The organism is Mycobacterium sp. 23 (assembly GCF_048287075.1).
Classification (GTDB): Bacteria; Actinomycetota; Actinomycetes; order Mycobacteriales; family Mycobacteriaceae; genus Mycobacterium; species Mycobacterium gordonae_B.
Genome location: NZ_JBLVUX010000005.1, coordinates 2,200,400 through 2,218,327 on the forward strand (window position 1 = coordinate 2,200,400; position 17,928 = coordinate 2,218,327).

Here is a 17,928-nt window from a genome sequence, read left to right on the forward strand (position 1 = left end):
AACGACGAAAAGCGCCCCCGGCCGAAGCCGGGGGCGTTACGTTTGTGCGGGGGCTAGTCGTCGACGATGGTGATGCGTGGGTGTCGGCGCAGCGCCTTGACGAGCACGACGAACAGCAGATGGATCGGGTCGAACCTATCGGGAACCTTGTTCGATAGGTGCGCGTAGACCGCGAACAGCACCGCCTCGAACGTCCACCTATGCGATTTCAGATAGCGGTCCATCGCCATCGAAAGCTGCTCGGGCAGCGTCATGTTGACGCCGAGCACGTAAGCGATCAGACCGAGCCACGCGATGTCGGTGGGCTGCAACTTCACGATGATGCGGCTCATTCTTTCGGACCCTCCAACGTTTCCTCGAGGAAGGAAAGGCGCGCGGCCGCGAGCGGGTCGCCGCGCCAGATGCGCTCGAATTCGAAATAGTCGTAGTGCCGGGGCAGCTCGTAATCGCATTCGGCGCTGGCGATGTCGGCTTGATGGTGCCAGCGGGCGTCGTAGACAGACCAGGCGCGCAGACACCGCAGGTCGTCACGCATCTCCCGCATGTCCTTGGCCAGCAACTCCACCTGTTCACTCAGGTTGGCGATGACCTCGTTGTCCTCAGCTATGTATTCGCTCGTCCGGCGCTTCCGTTTGACGCGGTCGTGCCACCAGGTGCCGAGCGGGAGGATCTTCGCGATCGTTGGGTACTTCTCGATCAGGTGCGTTGTGAGCGTGGCGAAGCACATGACCAGCGCCAAGATGCCGACCCACTGCTGGGGAACGTATTTCAGCCAGTCTTCGCTAAGCATCGCGGCGCCGCCGTCTGGCGAAGATCCAGTTAGCGACGGCCATCCCGAGAAGGTCGTAGGTGTTGAGCCAGCCGTATCTGGGGTGTTGCTGCATGACGGTGACGAACGATCCGAGAGTCATCGCGGCGTAGACGCAGAGCAACGCCAGGTGCGCGAGGAATGACACCCATGCGCGGGGGTTGGGGCCGCGGACGGGTGCGGCTCCGGACATGAGTGCTTCGCCGAACCAGCCGATGACGCCGAGGCTGATGAAGATGGCTCCCCACGCCCAGAGGGGGGCGCTGTCTTCGACTTGATTCATGGCTGCGAATTGGCCGGCCGGGGACATGATGTAGTTCAGTCCGCGGGCGACGGCTTCGCCGAGCAGGGCGATCTGGCCGTAGCGCAGCGCGCGCTCGTCGACGTAGCGGTACGTCATGCGGCCGGGTCGATCGAGTCCTGTGTGTCGGCGCGGCCGCCTGCGCCGCCGCCGCTGGCTTTCACGTCGAGGTAGGTGGCGTCGTCTTTGGCCCAGGGCGGGAGCTCGTACGTCGTCGCTGGCGCGCTTCCCACTGGCGGGTCCACGGCGGTATGCACGTGGCCGCGGTGCTCTGTACGTGGCCGCTGGCGGACCTCAAGTACCTGGCTCGGTGTGGGGAACAGCAGTCCGAGGGGGGTTGCCCCGGGGGTTAGTTTGGCGCCGGCGACGGAGATCAGCAGTGCGTATAGCGCGCCGAGTCCGGCGGCGATCGCGACGCCTGCGGAGGGGACGCTCAGGTGTGCGGGGGTGTCGGTTGAGCCGACGGCGCCCAAGCCCCAGCCGGCGAGTGCGAACGTGGCGGCGTAGTGGGCCATGCGGGCGATGGTGGCTTGCCAGAACGTGAGGGTGAACAACTCGCTGTTGGCCATGCCCAGTTCCTTTCGAGTAGTCAGGTACCCGCAGGTCAGCGGCCCGAACGCGCTTCGTCGCGGTTTAGAGCTGGTTTAGAGTTCGTCAGCGGCGGAATCCGGCGACGATGTCGCAGCCGACTTGGAAGCCGCTGCGGCCGCCGAACTCGTCTTTCGGGGCGTAGTAATCGCCGTGGACGCCGATGCCAGGCAGCGCGACCAGCAGGCCGATCAGGTCGGGGATGCTGGTCAGCAAGCCCTGCACCGTGAGCGTCTTGATCAGTTCCGGGTCGGGTTGTTCGCTGCTGCCCGTGATGACTCCGACGATGGGTGCGAGCGCAGCCACGGGTAGGCCTGCGGCGCCGGACAGGATTGGCAGCGCCAGAGGACTGGTGAGGCTGCCGGCGAACGGTGCTATCAGGTTCAGCAGTGCGGGGATGGCGATCTGGCCGAGGTAGATGACGAACGGCAGCTCGGTCTCGGCGCGGACAATCACTTCGTACGCGAGGCGGGCAATCTTGGACGTGCAGGCCGCATAGAAGTCCGGCGTCGGGGACTGATTGGTGATCGACCACGTCAGCGACTCGAGCCATGCGGGGGCGGTCCAGTTGGATATCCCGGCACCGGGAGGGCTGTTGCCGACCTTGGTGGGCCCAGGCTTGCGGGTGGGGTCGCCGAATGCGATGACGCCGTTGATGCGCGGGCGCAGGTGGGCATACCGGCCGCCGTCGCCGAACAACCTTGCGGCCGACCGTTTCATGCCTTCCGCGGACTGGGAGTAGCTGAAGAACCAGAACTCCACGTTCGGGTCGTTCAGGTCGGGGTTGAGGCTGATGAGGCGTTCCAGTTCAGCGTCTTCGGCGGCGATGACATCGTTGTAGGACAGCGACGGGTCACCGCCCATGAAGCCGAGGTACCCGCCGATTGGATACCCGACGGGCTGGTGGTTGAGGTTCAAGACCGCTTTGCACCATTCGCCGAGGTCGAAAGGCGGCCCCACCCACCACGGAACACCAGACCCAGGCGCTGAGTAGCACCAGATGGGCCGGTGGGGGCGAACGATTTTCAGGTCAATCAAGTCTTGGTCGGAGACAATGCCGTTGGCGGCTTCCCTCGACGGGGCCTGTCCCGTGCGGAATTGGTATTCCTTCTGCCACGACACGGCACGGGGACCGTATTCGTCGGTGTTGGGGTCCAGCGGGCCGAGGGTGCGGCCGTAGCCGTGGAACATGGCGTCCATGACCTGCCGCCAGCGGCGGACGGTTTCGTTGCGGTCGCCCAGTTGGAGCGGCATCAGGGCGTCGCTTCAGTCTGGAACGTCACGATGGCGACTTCCGGTGAGTCGACTTTCCGCTTCAGTTCGGCGAGTCCGTCACGGAGGGTCATTTCGTCGCCGTTGGGGTAGACGCCCATTGACGAGTCCGGTCCCCATTCAGGGTGTTTGGGCCCGAGTTGGTCGAAGATGTAGCGGACCTTCGCGAGAAGTTCGGTCTGTTCGTCGTCGGTGAGTGCCATGAGCGGTCCTTCCGCCGGTTGATTGGTGCGGGGTTCGATGAGGGTGAGCAGCCGGTCGCCGACGCCCAGTGCTTGCTGGTATCTGGTGCGGCGGTCGGCAATTCCGTTCTGCCCGCCGTTGATGAGTTGAGTGACGGCGACGATGTCGCCCTGGTCGGACAGACTGTTGATGGTGGGGCGGGCGACGGTCCAGTACCAGGCGGCGCCGATGCCGGCCCATTTCAGGTCAGCGAGTGCGGTGGGGTTGTCGACGAAGTAGTTCGGATCCGCGATCAGCCCTTGCGTGGCGGCCCAGCGTCCGAATGCGGCGTAGTTGGCTTGCCAGGTGATTTGGATCCAGGTCCGGCCGATGTAGGGGGCGTAGCGGCCGTCCTTGGCGTATTCCTCGGTGGTGGCGAAGCCGTCGGATTCGTGGCCCCACTGCGCGAGTGCCATCGCGATGCGGTTGACGGTGTTGCATTCGGCGAGTGCCAGTCCGGCGATCATGGGGTCGATGAGTTGCGCGGCGCGGTCCTCGTCGATGACGGGGACGGCGTCGTAGAGGGCGGTGATCGCGGCCGCGCGCGCGTCCGGAGCCGCCGGCGGAGGCTGCTGCGGCTGCGGTATCCCGATCCCGCGGCGGGTTGAGAAGCCGTCGGGGCGGATCTTTCGCTTGATGAAGTCGTCCACGGCGGGGTTGCCGTAGGTGTTGATGTTGCCGCCGTTAGCGAGGGACGCGAGCTGGAAGTGCATGGCGTCCTTGGGGTTTGTCCAGTCGTTGCCCCAGAAGACCATGCCCTCGTACCAGTCGAGCAACGCTCGGACCTTGGCGCGTTTCGCCGCGTCGAATCCGGCATCGGCGATCCGGAACGGGTGCGATTCCCAGTTCAGGTCCATTGCAGTGCCGGACAGGTGGTTGGAATCGGCGACAGAGTTTCCGGGTGTCCAACACGCCGAGTCGGCGTCGCGCAGCGGCTCAACCTCTGCGTTGAAGTCAGCGGCGAACGCCCGCAGGATTTGGAGAGGTTGCCCGTTCTGGATTTGGAGGCTGACATCAGTACCGGGGACGGTTACCCAGGTGCAGGAGCCTTCATCGACCATCGGCCATCCGTTGGAGGACCAGTCGTTTCCGTAGACATTGCGGCGCGCCATTTATTCGCCACCGATACCGAACAGTTCGCGCATCACATCTTTCAGCGGCACTTTCGAGAGTTCCTGAAGTGCGTCGCCGACGGTCATGTCACCGCACACTTGGACCAGGACGTCGAGCAGCACCGTCCCAAGGATGTTGTTCAGGGGCAACGATTTCGGCTGGTCGGCCGGTTCTGGTTGGGGGAACGGGATAACGGCCATGTGGGGTCCTTTCAGTGGCGCCGTAGTGGCCGGAGCCAGCGGCAGATCCGTGCGGGGAGTAGGTGCAGGGCGAGGACGCGCAGGGCGTAGCGCAGTGGGACGTGGTCACGTTGGGGGCAGCCGCATTGCATGCACCGGCTTTCCGGTGCTGGCATGGGGTTGATGGCCAGTCGGCCGTGCGCGCGGCCGAGGTTGTATCCGTCGGCGGCGGCGCAGCTCGTCATGGCTGCGGCTGGTCTTCCGGCTCGGCCAGCACCGGCTCAGGTTCAGGTGTGGGCGCGGGCTCCGGCTCGGGTGCTGGTTCCGGCGCGGGCGGCGTCGGCGGGACCGGGTCGGGTTCCGGCGGGGCGGCTTTGATGTCGTATACCGCGGCGACTTCCGTGTACGGTTTCACGACGAAGTTGATGCCGTCCCACGTGATGCAGTCCTGCTCAGTGGCTTTCAGCGTGTTCTGATCTGTCGCGATGCCGTTCGTCGGGCGCAGCGTGACCGCACACAGGATGTGATCAGGCGCTGACGGCGACGGGTCGAGATACCACTTGTTCGCGAGCGTGTAGCCGAGTGGCGTGCACACTTTCGCCAGGTCCGGAAGGTCTTCCGGAATCTTGTATGCCTTCGTCTCGACAGGCGCTTTCGGGGTGATCAGCATCGGCATGGGTGCGTTCTCCTATATGTCTTGGACTGCGGTGATGTAGCAGGCGCCGGGAGCACCGGCCCCGCCGCTGACGTCACGGTTGAGTGCGGGGTATTGCATGATGGCGGGCCGGTGGATGGAGTCGCCGCGCGCGCCGCCACCGCCTGGGCCGTGGCCAGCCTCGCCTGGGTTAATGGCTTCCGCTCCACCGAAGTAGGTGACTCCCTGATGCGCAACGTTGCCCGGCGAACCACCTCGGGTCGTCGACGATGGTGAAGTGCTTCCGTCTGCGGTTCCGCCGTTCGCGGTGATCGTCGGATGCCCGGTAATGACGACCGTGGTGTTGCCGCCGTTACTGCCGTGTGCTGGTACGTGCGTTTCCCCCGGGTATGGCCCACCAGCGCCGCCAGCGCCGATGTTGACGGTGAAAGATGTTGTACCAGTGGTAATGTCATAGGCGTCGCCATAGCGGAGACGAATCGGGTTCCACTGCCCCGGACCGCCGCCCTCGTATCCCGGTGCAGGCGGTTGTCCAGCTGAGTTGAGAAGACCGCAGTACGAGCCCCCCGCCCCTGCTCCGATGGGGACGACGTCGATGTAGTCACCGTCGATCACCCAGGACGGCACGTTGTAGGTGAACGTGCCAGCGGTCTCAAACTCGGCTGTCTCGGGTACGTGTTGGGATCGGCCGGCGCCGCCCGCCAGGGAGATCCAAGGCACGTTCGCGTCATAGACGGGGGTGGCGATGGAGCTCGGCGGGCTAGGTACCACACCGTTGAGTTGCAGGTAGGCGGATCCCCAGTGCCCGAAACCGCTTGAGGCGTTCGATGCGGTCACGTTGACGTTCGAGCCGGTGCTGGGGAAATCGCCGACCTTGGTTGCGTTCGCCGTGTTCCATCGCACGTTCGCCGCGTTGTAGGCGGTGAGGGTTCCGATGTTTCCGAAGGCGTGGAGAACGGTCTGGTTAGCGGCAGTGGGAACGGAGTGGCTGAGTGTTCCGAAGAAGTTTCCACTTGTCGTTCCGCTCGCCCCGACACTTGAAACTCCCGAGTAGGTAAACGAATTGGCGATGATGTTGACGCTTGCACCACCACTAATGTCGAGCTGCACCGTCTTGTTGCTGCCGGTCGGCGGTAGTTGCAGGTAGTAGATGAGAAGCCACGACGAGTTCGGGCTCCCGGTGACAAAGTTGACGCCGGGCCCGGCCGTTACCGCGACACCACCGACCTTCACATTCGTGACGGATACCGCTGTGGTTCCTTGCGCATTCACGACAAGGACGATGAAGTCGGCATCGGATTCGATGTTGTGCGTCCAGGTCTTCGTGCCGCCCGCTTGGCTATTCAAATTGATGCCGGTTCCCGCCGACTTGAATGTCGGACCGGCCGGACCCCGCGTCGCGCCCAGTGCCTTCGGATACACACCGGTGTGGGTGGGCATCCACGCGCTGCTGACGCCGACAATGTTGTACGTGCCCGTCCCCGTGACCTGGATCTCGGCGACGTACCACTCACCCTGCAGGGTGGGGAAGAAGTCAGTCATCGGCAGGTTGTAGAACTGCCATCCGTAGCTGTAGCCAGGGAGCGGGGTGGTCAGCGAACCGATGATGTTCGACGACTGGTGGGTGCGGGTGAATTCTCCGGTCGTGGTGTTGACCTTGTAGATGTTGACGTAGACGCCGGTGATCCCAGTCAGTGAACCGCCAAGCCACACGACAGATTTCTTCAACCCGTTGTCCGGAAGTCCGATGATGCCCATAACGCTTTTGGCGGAAGTCACGGGCACTGTCGACGGCGATGCGCCGTTGATGTTGGACAGCGGGAACACGGGGTCCGCGGAGGGGTCGATCGACAGGTACGACTGCTTCGAGATGGATTGCTTCGCCTGGAACGCGGCCGCCGTTGCAGCGATTTCTGAGGCGTTGTTTAGGTCCGTACGGACCTGCTGCGCCGCCGTGGACACCTGCGGCGGGCTGATGCCGGATGGGATGCCGAGGAACGCCCGAAGCCCCTGCCACACACCGTCACTGAGCGCGGTGACTGAGTTGCCGATGTTGGTTCCGAACCCGACGAGTCCTTGCACAGCCGTGTTGGGGATGTTCGCCAAGTAGGCGACGTTGGTGTTGTACCAGGTTTGGATCTGCTGCACCGTCGTGTTGATCGGTTCGACGACGGTGCCGTTGAAGATGGCGCTGATCTGGTTGAGCATCGTGACAAGCTGGTAGATCAACGTACCCAACGCGGCCATTGTGGCCTGGCCGGCGCCGGAGAGCAGCGCCGTGATGTCGTCGCCGATGTCGCTGATCGTGTCCGCCGCGTCCGCTAACCCGGTGTCGAGGTTGTCGATCAGCGACCCCAACTGCGACAGTGTCGACAGCCCGAGCTCTGTCAGCATCGCACCCAAGTTGTCGGCCACCGTGGCCGCGGTCGACAGCCCTGATGAGATGAACGTGACAACCTGCCCGAACGTGTAGCCGGTGCCCAAAATGCCGTCGATCATCGCCGCGAAGTTCGCGAAAATCTCCGTCAGGTCATCAACCAGCCCGGAGATGAAGCCTTTCTGCATCAAAGATGTGCGGCGGATCGTGGCGTCGTCGAACCACACCTGCCCCACCGTCGCGGATGCTTTGACGCACAGGCGGATCCGGATCGTCTCGACTCCGGACGGCACGGTGTAGGAGCCGGCGATCTGCGCCCACCCGCCCGACGCGCCCGGTGATGCGATCGCCGCGATGTCGGTGATAGTGCCGGTGTCGGTCATCACCTGCAGCGCGAACGGTGACCCGGTCGCGGTGACACCGGCCCACGTCACCCACGCCGCCAGGTCGAACGTCTGCCCCGGCTCAACGGGAACCACTGACCCCTGCAAGCCGTGTTCGGTGCCGGTCGCGCGCACGGTGGCCGACCCGTCGGCGGTATGCCCGATCAGGTCCCACACGAAGTCGGGGTCGGTGATCAGCGGGTCCGGGTATTCCCGCGTCCACGCCGGCCCCTCGTCGCCCAGCGACTCTGAATCGTCGAACCCGGGATCGAGTTGCAGGTTCGGTTGCACGTTGCTGATCGATCCGGCGGGGATCAGCAGCCGCGAAATGAATTGCTGCGCAGCAGCAATCGGGTTGAACGACTCGATACCCAACCTGACGTTGCCCAGGAATTGCATCAGGTTCCGGAACGGGATGGTCAGTTCCGGCAGCGGTGAATTCAGCACATTCCCGCCGGCGCCGAGCACGCGGATCACTTCGTTGAGGAAGTTGATGATCGCGGTCAACTGCACGATCCACGGGTCGATTGCGTCGGTGATGAACTCGATCGCGTTGCCGAACCGGGCCAGGTCGATACCGGAGAACAAGTCGATGATCGGCTTGAGCACCAGCCCCAACGGCCCCAAGCCCGCGGCGGTGATCCCGAGCACGCTGAACAGTTCGTTGATCGACGGCAGCAGGCCACCGATCCCGTCGAACAGATCCCCGATCGCGGTGATCAACGCTTTGGTGTCCTTGACGAACTTCGCGTCGATGCCGAACACACCCATCCACGCGCCGATCATGTTGTTCACGACGTCGGTGAACTGCCGCGTCGGCACGACATAGCCGAGGAAGAACCGCTGCGCCGCCTCGAACAAATCAAGCGGGAACGGGCCGTCACCCAGCCCGAACAGCGCACCCAACGTGGGCAGGATGTATTGCAGGTCACCGAAGTCGAGCAGCCCTTCGGCGAGCTGCCCGCCGCCCATCAGGACGATGATGTCGGCGACGAACTGCTGCAACTGCTGAATCGGGTTCTGCGTGGCCTCGTTGACGCCCTGCTGCAGCTTCTTCTGGTTGCCCGCAAGGTATTTGATCTGCGCGTCATGCTGCTGCAGCAACCGCGTGAAGTCGGTGTCCTGCCCAATCCCCGGCGAGTCGACGATCGACGTGAGTGCCCGAGACTCCGACCCGGTGTATTGGCGGCCGCCGAAATTGGGGCGCGTCATATCTGGATGCTCGCGTCGTCGAACCACACCTGGCCGGCGGTCATCGCCGCGTCGACATGCAGACGCATCGCCACCGACGCCGCCCCCGTCGGGGCGAGCAGATTACCGGCCAACCTGGTCCACGGGATCTGCCCGTTGCCGCTCACCGCGCCCACCAGGAACGCCGACATCGGGTTGTCGTCCTCATCGTAGAACTGGGCAACTAATTGTATTGCCGCGCCTGCTGATACGCCGTTCGCGCATTTCACTGACACCCCCATCGGGAAGATCTGGAACGGCGCTAAGCCGTACGGTTGCGTCATCAGGTCGTGGTGGGCGCCGTCGGCGTGGATCGTTACCGACCCCAACCGGTTCGCGCCCTGCGCCGGGTCGTGCGCCCAGCCGGGCCCCGTCGGAGTCCAGCCGTTCAAATTCAGGTCAAAAGCCGAGTTGAAGATGATGTTCGTAACACCGGACGGGAAGAAGATCGGGTCGTAGTTGAACGCCCCCTCAGCCTTCAAAGCCAGTTGCACCACACCCTTTTCGGTGTCAACGGTGATCGCGATGACCTTGTGGAATTGGGCGACCTCACCGACCCACGGCATACTGCCCTTGACGATGATCGAGTCTCCGACATCGAACGAACCCAGCGGCGCGTTCGGATGGTTCGGCAGGATCGTGATCGTCTCCCAATACGGCGGGGTCTGCCGGCGCGCCAAACGCCTGTTGGCCCAGGCGGCGGAGCGTTCGTTGGAGTCGATGAACGCGGTGTCCTCATCGAGGTAGCGGCGCAGCCGATCCGGATCCGCATTCGCCAACCTCGCCGAGTATTCCTGGCCCGGGAAGTATCCGGTGATGCCGACGTCGGACACCCAGTCGACCTGAGATTCGGTGTGCGGCTTCGCCGAAATCACGTTCTCGTTCAGGATGAACGCCAAATTCTCCTGAATCATCCCCAACCGGGGGTAGCCGAGCTTGATCTTCTTCACCACGTCGGTGCGGTTGGCGTTCCACGCGGACTGCTCGACGTAGTCGAAGGGGACGTCGCGGGCCAGGGCATCGATGTAGTCGCCGCAGTCGAGACGGTCGGTTTGGCGGACGAACGTGGCGAAGAAGTTCAGGTTCAGCAGGTCACCGTCGAACGCGTACCCGGGCAGCATCTCCACGCCGGCGGTCGTCGGATAGATTTCGACACCCAGGTCGCCGTTCGGGAAGTCGTTCTGCAGGTGCCGCCAGATTTCCACGACGGGCCGGTAGACGTCGTTCGCCAACCAGTTCAAATCTTCGAGCCACGGGATTCCCTTGGGGTAGCAGGAGAATCCCTTGGCTTTCAGTTGAAGGACGCCGCTGTTCTCGTCGATGTCTGAGGGCTGCACGATCCCGGTGCCCCAGAGGCGGCGTTTGCCCTGCATGATCTTCTCGACGTGGACGAGTTGCCGCCACGGCTTGAAGTAGATCCCGGCCGCCGAAGGGTCGTTCGGGTTGACGTCGCATTGCAGATCGAACGGGCCTGACAGGGCACGGGTGATCCGCAGCTTGGTGACGTTGAGGTCGTAGGTGACGATTTCGCGGGTGCCGCGGGACTCCTGAACGCTGATGCGCCAACGGTCATCGGTCGGCAGGAACACCCCGTTCTCGGCGATCGATTCGATGAACGTCCACGTGAAGCTGCCGGATGTGCCGGCGTGTTTGGTGCTGATCCCGACCACGTCCGCGTCCCAGGCGAAGGTGCCGGTGGCCTGGGCGTTGGCTGGGCGGCGCGCGGCGACGCTGCCGGTGAAGGTGTAGTCGCCGGCAGCGGTGGCTGACGTCATGTTAGGTGGCGGAGCCGTTCAGGTCGAACGTTTCGATGGTGATCACACCGTTGGAGTCGAACGTGTTGTCACCGGTCAACGCGAAGTTGCCCTTCCATACTCCGGAGCCGGATGTGTTGGACCACAGCGAGATCCAGGTGACGAGGCCGTTGGGTGTGCCGCCTTCGAACACCATCGGCGCTGCCAGGCCGAAGTCTCCGTCGGCGGTCGGTGTCGTCCAGGACGGCACTTCCATCGCCGCGCTGGACTTGTTCGCCGCCCCCCCGGTTCCCGGGTTCTCGGTGTGCAGTTGCGCGCCGCCCAGGTTCGCGCGGATACCGTTCGCCCCGTCAACCATCGCAGAATTCGATAAACCCATGCCAGTACCCCAACAATCAAGTGACAGTGAATGATTCGGTCAGATGGTGTGGTAGGCGTCGCGCCACAACACCAAGCACTTACTCGCCGAGCTGGTCGACGACGCCTCCCACGACATCGCCACCGGCGACGCCGCCGGCAGCCGCAACTGGTCCAGGTACTTCGTCGCCCCGATCAGCTTGTTCCGCCAATTCACACCATTCGAGTCGACAACACGCCGCATCCACGGATACGAACTGACCTCGACCGTCACACCGGCCAGAATGTCCAAATCCAGCTCGATCTCGTTGTTCCCGACGTTCACGATCGGATGCGACTGCGGCCCGACCAGCAGCACCCGGAACCACGCCGGAGCATCCCCACCCGTCGCGTAGAACACCGGATCGGCGCCCACCGTCAGCGACGCCAACGTCTCACTATCGGCGTGGCACAACGTGTCCAGCCGCACGAACTCCGCGTTCACCGTCCGCCACTGACTCGTCTGCGTCTTCGGCGTGTACTCGAATTTCCGCGGCCGACCCCAAATCTGCTTCGTCACGCCGTAGCGGTCGCAGTGGATCAGCGCCTTCGCCCCCCCGAACTGCTGCTTGACCTCGTCGGCCTTCCACTCCCCCTGCAGCACGCCGAGCAGCTTCGAGGACTTCGTCACCAAATCCGCAGGCAGCGTGTTCGGCATATAGCGGACCGGGGCGTTGTCCTTCACGCCGATCTTGAACGTCAGGGTGCCACCCTGAAATGTGTCCTGCCCGAACAGCATCGTGTCCGACAACGGGATCTGGGTGTCCTGGCTCTGCACGTTGTAGGAGCCGATCTTCGGCGGCATCACCTCGTACTGGGTGCCCGGGCCCATCACCAGATCACCGATCTGCCACTGACCGCGGACCAGATTCTTCGACATCTCAGAAATTCGCCGCGCTGACGATATCGGGGACACCGCGTTTCCAAACCGCGAGCAGTTCGTCATCCGCGACGTAAATCCACGTTTCGCGTCGCACAATGCCGCTGATTAGGCGCTGGCTTACCCCGTACCTGTTCGCTAACACGTTGTCGATCGAGTATGGCTTTACCTCTACCCCGCATCGGTAGACGCGGCCCTCACTATCTGCATGCCAATCCGGGTATTGTTCTCCACACCAACGCATTTCAATCATTTTGAGACCCCATCGCGGATGTCGTCGTCATGTCAAAAGTTGGCTGGGGCCAGGGCGCCGGCGGTGGCGCCAGTGTTCACCAGCCACATCGCCTCAGACATCATGTCGTACGGCGACTGGCCCGGGCCAGCGTAGATATTCAACTCACCCACACCAGGATTCGCATTACCACCCCCTCTGAAGTCGTACAACCCGTTCATCCACGACGGCACGTTCTGCACGTTCTGGTTCCCCGGATTGTCCTGCGAGTACGAGATCAACTGCCCGGTGTTCTTGTTCAGCAGGAACCGAACATCACCCATCAACGGCGTCCCCAACGCGCCAGCAGTCAACTGCGACAAGAACCGACCCACATACGTTCCCGCGATGCGATACACCTGCTGCCCGAAATCGATCGCCGCGTTCACGCCCTGCAGGATCCCCGAAATCATCTGCGCGATCTGCCCGGCCGCCGACAACGCCATCGCCGCCCCCTGCGACCCACCAGAGGGGTCACCCGAGCCGCCGGCGCCGACTAGACCGCCGATCATCGACAACACGCTGCCGGTCGCTTGGGCGACCTGCGAGGCGAACGTGATGTACTTCTGCACATTGTCGATGATCTTGTTGACGTCCTCGGTATTGCGGACGCCGTAGACGAGCCTGTCGGCGATGTCTTGGGTCGCCGCCAGGCTGTCGAGGCCGCCCTGGACGGCCTGCAGGACGCTGCTGACCACGTTCGACGCGCCACCCATGAACGACGAGAACGTCTGCATCGCGTTCGGGCCCTGCGCGAACCCCTGGTTCTGCGCGATCTGCTGCTGCGTCGACTGCAACGACTGGATGAGGTTCTGGTTCCCGAGCGCGTCTTGGGCGCGCAGCCCGGCGATGGTGGTGTCGATGCCGTTGAGCGCGCCGAGCACTGCCTGGTCCCCGGCGCCGGGGGTTTGCGCGGCGTTGATCTGCGACGCCAGCGCCGGGTTGCCCTGCAAATAGGCTTGCAACTGCTGCTGGTTGATCGTCATCGTCTTGCCGCTGGGATCGACAAGCTGATCGAGCTGCCTGCCCGACGGCAGCAGCAGATTCGCGTTACCCAGCCCAGTCGCAGCACCAGCCATCGACCCCGGCGGGACCTGGCCGTTCAACAGGACGGGAACGTCAGTGCCCCAATGAACGTGATTGGTGTGGCCGGACAGATCCCCCGCGTAATACCCACTGCCAGACACGTCTTGGCCGCTGGCGATGCCGTAGTCCCGTTGGCCGCGATAGATCAACTGCAGCGTCTGCGGGCCCAGCACGCTCGCGATGAACTGTGCGAACGCTTCCTTGTTAGCCGACGGCCCGTTCGGGACGGCCGGGTCGTTGAAGTCGAACGCGTAGCCCATCTGGTGCAGGCTGCCACCGGTGGCGTACGTCGACGCAGTCAGGTTGAACGCGGCAGCGAGCTCCTGCGCCCACTGCGGCACCTGGTAGGCGTTCGGGCCGCTGGTCGGATACAGGGTGGGCAGGCCGCCGATCGCCCGGATACCGGCCTCCACGTTCGGCGCGTTTGGCACCCGAGTGGCCTGCGACGCCGGATTCAAGCCGATCCCGCCCTGCGTCGTAGGTGGTACTGCGATCGGCGGCACGGTGGGCGCCGGGCCGGCACCGGTGCCGCCGGTAACCTGCGGCCACGTCGGCTGCTGACCCATGATCTGCTTCGCCAGCCCGAGCTGGTTCATCACGTCCTGCATGTACTTCGAGCCCTGAGCGCCGGACCCCAACTGCGGGTTCTGCGTCAGCACCGCCGCCAACAGCGGATTACCCGGGTTCTTCGCTAACTCCCTGGTGAACGCGTCATAGAACGCGTTGATCGCATACTTCGGGTCGTTGACCTGATCCAACGTCCCCCAGCCCGACGACGGCGACTGCTGGAACAACCCAGACACCAGACCGGCGCTGCCCTGCACGCCACCGGAGATCGTGGGGTTGAAGCTGGATTCGGCGGCCGCGACCGCCAGCGCCGTCTGAATCGCCGCATCGTCCAGGCCGCGCGCCTTCCCCGCCGCAATGATGGCCTGCTGAATCTGCTCCTTCGACGAGGACGCGGTGACGTCGATCGGCGCCAAATTCCCCGCCAAACCGCTTGCCGGGCCGCCGGTGCCCAGAACGTCGTTCCACGACGGTCCCCGCTGCCCCGCCTTACGTATCAGATCCTCAGTCTGCTGGCGGGCGAACGCCTCCGGAGACATCTTCCGCCACGCCTGCTGATTACCACCCGGCAGCGACGTCAACGTCTGCAACACCTGCTGAACGCCGTACTGCATCAGGAAATTCGTGCCCGACTGGAAACTCTGCACCAACGCGCCGAGATCCTTCGCCAGCCCCTTCAGGCCGCGGTTCTCGGGGAACTGGCGCCGCAGATAAGCGGACAGGATGCTGGTGTCGGCGCCGGCGATGTTGTCGGGCAGCAGCGCCCCGCCGAGACCTTCAGCGCCGCCGGCGTACGCCGCGCGCCGCCCGGCTCCGGCCGCGCCGGCGGTGCCGGCCGACATCGCGCCCGCCGCCGCATCCGCCGTCGCCGCGGCCGCCGCCGACACCGCCCCTTGAGCCGACGCCATACCGGCGGCCATGTCCTCGACCATCATCCGGCCACGGACCTTCGTGTAACCAGACCCGGAGAACGGGCCCACCTTGGCCGGTGACTGCTGGAACCACTGCGCGATCTGGTCCACGATCGAGTTCGCCGCCGAACCTAGCCCACCCAGGCCGCCGGAGTCGAGCATGCCGCGAATCAGTCCCTGGACAATGTTCTTGCCCCAGTCCATCGCCTTGTTCGGCAAATCACCCATGAAGTTCGTGAACGCGTCCCAGATCCCGCGGATCGCCTGCGGCAGATCCTTACCCAGCGCGTCGTTCAAGCCGCGAATGCCGTCGATGACGGTGCCGATGATCTCAACGAGTTTCGTGATCACCGAAACGAATTCGCGGGTCAGTTCAATGATCTGCGGCATCAGCGGAATAATCGCGTTAAGCGCGTCGGTGACCGCCTGGAACAGGGTCGGCAACTGCGGGCCTACGTTCTGCACCAGTCGAATAAAGGCGTCGACCAGCGGCGGCAACTGCGGCAACAAGGCGACGAACGCGTTCGCCAACGTCTGGAAAATCTGCGGCAACTGCGGCCCGACCTGCGCCATCAACTGCGAAAACGACTGCGCCAAACCCGTCAGGAACGTGTTCAACGCCGGCGCCATGCCTACGATCTGCGGGCCGAGCTGCGCCATCGAATCGCGGAACGAGTCGAAGAACGTCTGCCACCCGGGCGCAATCCCAATCCCGAGCTTGACGAACGCCTCAGCCAGCGACGCCAAACCCTGCACCAGCGGTTTCAGCATCGGCACAAACGCATCCGTCGCCGTCCGCAACGTCTGGAAGAAATTCGTCAGCGTCGACTGCCCCTCAGCCGACTGCGTCCACCGATCAAACTCGGCTGTCACCTTGTCCAGCCAGCCCAACAGTCCGCCGCCGCCGAACCGATCAGCCATCGTCATCACCGTGTTAAACGCCGACCCGACGTTCTCCACGATGCGCACCAAATTCCCGAACGCGTTGATGCCGGTCTGAATCCACTCCTGCAACCGGCCACTCGCGGCGGCCTGGTTCACCATCTGCGCCAACTGGCCGACGAACTGGGAAATGTTGCCGCCGATCTGCTCGAAGAACGACGAACCCACCTGCGTCAGAGTGGTGAAAATGCTCACCATCGGCGCCAACGCCGGCTGCAGCGCACGCAGGCCGTTGCTGATGTTGTCGATGAACGCGGTGAACGCCGCCATCGTCTGCGGCTGCGCCAAGATCCCGGCGAACTGGCGCGCGAAGTCCCCGAAGATACCAGCGACCTGTGACATCGCCGAAATCACTGTCGGGAACCACGTTTGGATCAGCGGCGCAATATCGGCGGCGATCTTCTCGAAGAACGACTGCTGCACGGCCCCCGCGCCGGCCTTGAACATGTCGCGGAACTGCGCGATCTGCAGCATCGACTGCGCCGCCGCCGGCGCCATGTTCGCGATGTCCTCCAAGAACTTCTTGGGGTCGGAGTCCATCATGTCCTTCAGCGCGTCACCGACGCCGTAGAACGCGAGCTTCAGCGTCCCGATCGAGAACGCAGCCCCGGAGATCGCCGCGGGCAGCAACCCGAGCACGCCGGACAACTGCCGTACGGCTTCGACGATTTCGATGATGCCCTGCACACCGGCCGCCCCACCGAGCCCGGCCAGGCCACCCAGCGACGGCAGCGCCAAGCTCAGGCCGGCGATCTTGCCGAACGTGACCTCAAACGATGCGATGTCGCGAATGAAGTTCCGCAGATGCTCTCCGCTACGTGACACCGCCGAACCGAGCTGTTCAAAGTTGTCAGCACCACCCGATGCGCTCTTCGAAAGCACTTCAAGGCCAACACCAGCGGCCCTGCCCTCCGGGCCTAGTACCGACACCGCCTTGCCAGCGATGCCGAGCACCTTCGCCAACGCGTTGGACTTATTCGCAAGATCAGTCTGCGTATTCCCCAGTCGCGTCAGATGCGAGTTCACGTCAGGGATCAGATCCCGGAACGCCCCCATCACCCGATGCCCAACGCTCAGCTCACTACTGAGCGCCCGGTGCGCGTCGCGCTCGTCACGCGTGGCGCGAACATGCCGCTTCTTCGCTTCCTCCACCCGCCGATACGACGCATCGATATCGTCCATCGTGGACTTCGTGTTCAGCAAAACCTGCTGATGCTGACGCTCAGCCTGAGCAACATTCTCGCTGGCCTGCCGAACCTCATTCAGCCGCGCCTCATACGCCTTCGCCGAATTCCCCGACGTCTGCAACTGCTTATCGGTATCCGAAAGCGTGCGAGTGGTTTTCGTCAGCGACGCATCAGTCTTCTCCGACGAAACGATGACCTTATCGAGTCCTTCGGCGGCCCGGTCCGCGCCGCTGCCGTCGTAATCGATCTGGATGGAGCCGTGTGCCCGGCCGAGGTTGTAATCTGCCATTTAGCTGGCCTTTTCGCCCATGATCGCCAACTCTCGGCGGTCTCTGTCGTTGTGCGAAAACAATTCACAACGCTTCGCGATGACAGCCGACTCAGCCGCTTCGACCGAGTCGAAGACTCCGAGATAGTGGTCTTGGTTGTTGTGGCCGACGCGGGCGTACCACTTGCACAGCTTCGAGTGCCAGTAAACCCCCAACACCCCGGACGAACGGTTGTCCCGGCGCGCGCCGCGTACGTTCTGGTTGTTCTGCGAGCGCGTCGCTAGCCGCAAATGAGTTCCCCTGACGCACAACGTGTTGTGGCAAATGTGGTCAACATCGAACTGCCCCGGATCGTCGCCGGTCTGCAACAGGTAAGCGACTCGGTGCGCGTACGCTGTCTTGCCCTCTGCCCTGATCTGCCCATACCGGAACCCCGCGCTGACTTCCGGCGCGCATCCCGTCCACTCCCAGCAGCAGGTCTCCATACCCGGCATGGTCGGGCCATCCTTGGATACCTTCTGCCAAAACCGTTGGGCA

Annotated in this window: 14 protein-coding genes; all 14 read right to left on the reverse strand. The window is 63.8% G+C overall.

The window, feature by feature from the left end:
• Positions 1–53: 53 nt before the first annotated feature.
• Positions 54–332, reverse strand: a complete 279-nt coding sequence (locus ACNQS7_RS11175) for a hypothetical protein (RefSeq protein WP_418012559.1) — start codon at positions 330–332, stop codon at positions 54–56.
• On the reverse strand, positions 329–790 hold the full coding sequence (locus tag ACNQS7_RS11180) for a hypothetical protein (protein WP_418012560.1): 462 nt from the start codon (positions 788–790) through the stop codon (positions 329–331). The genes ACNQS7_RS11175 and ACNQS7_RS11180 overlap by 4 nt, the downstream gene beginning before the upstream one ends.
• Positions 783–1,208, reverse strand: coding sequence for a hypothetical protein (locus tag ACNQS7_RS11185; RefSeq protein ID WP_418012561.1), 426 nt, complete (start codon positions 1,206–1,208; stop codon positions 783–785). The genes ACNQS7_RS11180 and ACNQS7_RS11185 overlap by 8 nt, the downstream gene beginning before the upstream one ends.
• Positions 1,205–1,678, reverse strand: coding sequence for a hypothetical protein (locus ACNQS7_RS11190; protein ID WP_418012562.1), 474 nt, complete (start codon positions 1,676–1,678; stop codon positions 1,205–1,207). Before ACNQS7_RS11190 ends, ACNQS7_RS11185 begins: the two co-directional genes overlap by 4 nt.
• Before the next feature lie 85 nt (positions 1,679–1,763).
• Positions 1,764–2,951 (reverse strand): peptidoglycan-binding protein, encoded by a 1,188-nt coding sequence (locus ACNQS7_RS11195; protein WP_418012563.1) that lies wholly within the window; start codon positions 2,949–2,951, stop codon positions 1,764–1,766.
• Positions 2,951–4,303 carry a M15 family metallopeptidase gene (locus ACNQS7_RS11200; protein ID WP_306275107.1) on the reverse strand — a complete coding sequence of 451 codons (1,353 nt, stop codon included), beginning with the start codon at positions 4,301–4,303 and terminating at the stop codon, positions 2,951–2,953. The genes ACNQS7_RS11195 and ACNQS7_RS11200 overlap by 1 nt, the downstream gene beginning before the upstream one ends.
• The gene (locus ACNQS7_RS11205) at positions 4,304–4,504 is read right to left on the reverse strand and encodes a hypothetical protein (protein WP_306275108.1); all 201 of its coding nucleotides are present in this window, start codon (positions 4,502–4,504) and stop codon (positions 4,304–4,306) included.
• A 220-nt stretch (positions 4,505–4,724) separates the two neighbouring features.
• On the reverse strand, positions 4,725–5,159 hold the full coding sequence (locus tag ACNQS7_RS11210; protein ID WP_418012564.1) for a hypothetical protein: 435 nt from the start codon (positions 5,157–5,159) through the stop codon (positions 4,725–4,727).
• A gap of 12 nt (positions 5,160–5,171) precedes the next feature.
• The gene (locus ACNQS7_RS11215) at positions 5,172–9,110 is read right to left on the reverse strand and encodes a hypothetical protein (protein WP_418012565.1); all 3,939 of its coding nucleotides are present in this window, start codon (positions 9,108–9,110) and stop codon (positions 5,172–5,174) included.
• A complete protein-coding gene (locus ACNQS7_RS11220; RefSeq protein ID WP_418012566.1) occupies positions 9,107–10,903 on the reverse strand; it encodes a hypothetical protein in 1,797 nt (598 codons plus the stop codon). Before ACNQS7_RS11220 ends, ACNQS7_RS11215 begins: the two co-directional genes overlap by 4 nt.
• 1 nt (position 10,904) lies before the next feature.
• Entirely contained in the window at positions 10,905–11,240 is a 336-nt protein-coding gene (locus ACNQS7_RS11225) for a hypothetical protein (protein WP_418012567.1), read from the reverse strand.
• Positions 11,241–11,300: 60 nt separating this feature from the next.
• A complete protein-coding gene (locus ACNQS7_RS11230) occupies positions 11,301–12,158 on the reverse strand; it encodes a hypothetical protein (protein ID WP_418012568.1) in 858 nt (285 codons plus the stop codon).
• Positions 12,159–12,443: 285 nt separating this feature from the next.
• On the reverse strand, positions 12,444–17,411 hold the full coding sequence (locus ACNQS7_RS11235; RefSeq protein ID WP_418012569.1) for a phage tail protein: 4,968 nt from the start codon (positions 17,409–17,411) through the stop codon (positions 12,444–12,446).
• The gene (locus tag ACNQS7_RS11240) at positions 17,412–17,885 is read right to left on the reverse strand and encodes an HNH endonuclease signature motif containing protein (RefSeq protein WP_418012570.1); all 474 of its coding nucleotides are present in this window, start codon (positions 17,883–17,885) and stop codon (positions 17,412–17,414) included. It abuts the gene before it with no gap.
• Positions 17,886–17,928: the final 43 nt, after the last annotated feature.

Bases quoted from the DNA above. Each gene is read 5' to 3' on its own strand.
- ACNQS7_RS11185 (WP_418012561.1), bottom strand. From the start codon at position 1,208: ATGACGTACCGCTACGTCGACGAGCGCGCGCTGCGCTACGGCCAGATC.
- ACNQS7_RS11230 (WP_418012568.1), bottom strand. From the start codon at position 12,158: ATGTCGAAGAATCTGGTCCGCGGTCAGTGGCAGATCGGTGATCTGGTG.
- ACNQS7_RS11240 (WP_418012570.1), bottom strand. From the start codon at position 17,885: ATGCCGGGTATGGAGACCTGCTGCTGGGAGTGGACGGGATGCGCGCCG.
- ACNQS7_RS11235 (WP_418012569.1), bottom strand. From the start codon at position 17,411: ATGGCAGATTACAACCTCGGCCGGGCACACGGCTCCATCCAGATCGAT.
- ACNQS7_RS11215 (WP_418012565.1), bottom strand. From the start codon at position 9,110: ATGACGCGCCCCAATTTCGGCGGCCGCCAATACACCGGGTCGGAGTCT.
- ACNQS7_RS11200 (WP_306275107.1), bottom strand. From the start codon at position 4,303: ATGGCGCGCCGCAATGTCTACGGAAACGACTGGTCCTCCAACGGATGG.
- ACNQS7_RS11220 (WP_418012566.1), bottom strand. From the start codon at position 10,903: ATGACGTCAGCCACCGCTGCCGGCGACTACACCTTCACCGGCAGCGTC.
- ACNQS7_RS11195 (WP_418012563.1), bottom strand. From the start codon at position 2,951: ATGCCGCTCCAACTGGGCGACCGCAACGAAACCGTCCGCCGCTGGCGG.
- ACNQS7_RS11175 (WP_418012559.1), bottom strand. From the start codon at position 332: ATGAGCCGCATCATCGTGAAGTTGCAGCCCACCGACATCGCGTGGCTC.
- ACNQS7_RS11205 (WP_306275108.1), bottom strand. From the start codon at position 4,504: ATGGCCGTTATCCCGTTCCCCCAACCAGAACCGGCCGACCAGCCGAAA.
- ACNQS7_RS11225 (WP_418012567.1), bottom strand. From the start codon at position 11,240: ATGGTTGACGGGGCGAACGGTATCCGCGCGAACCTGGGCGGCGCGCAA.
- ACNQS7_RS11180 (WP_418012560.1), bottom strand. From the start codon at position 790: ATGCTTAGCGAAGACTGGCTGAAATACGTTCCCCAGCAGTGGGTCGGC.
- ACNQS7_RS11190 (WP_418012562.1), bottom strand. From the start codon at position 1,678: ATGGCCAACAGCGAGTTGTTCACCCTCACGTTCTGGCAAGCCACCATC.
- ACNQS7_RS11210 (WP_418012564.1), bottom strand. From the start codon at position 5,159: ATGCCGATGCTGATCACCCCGAAAGCGCCTGTCGAGACGAAGGCATAC.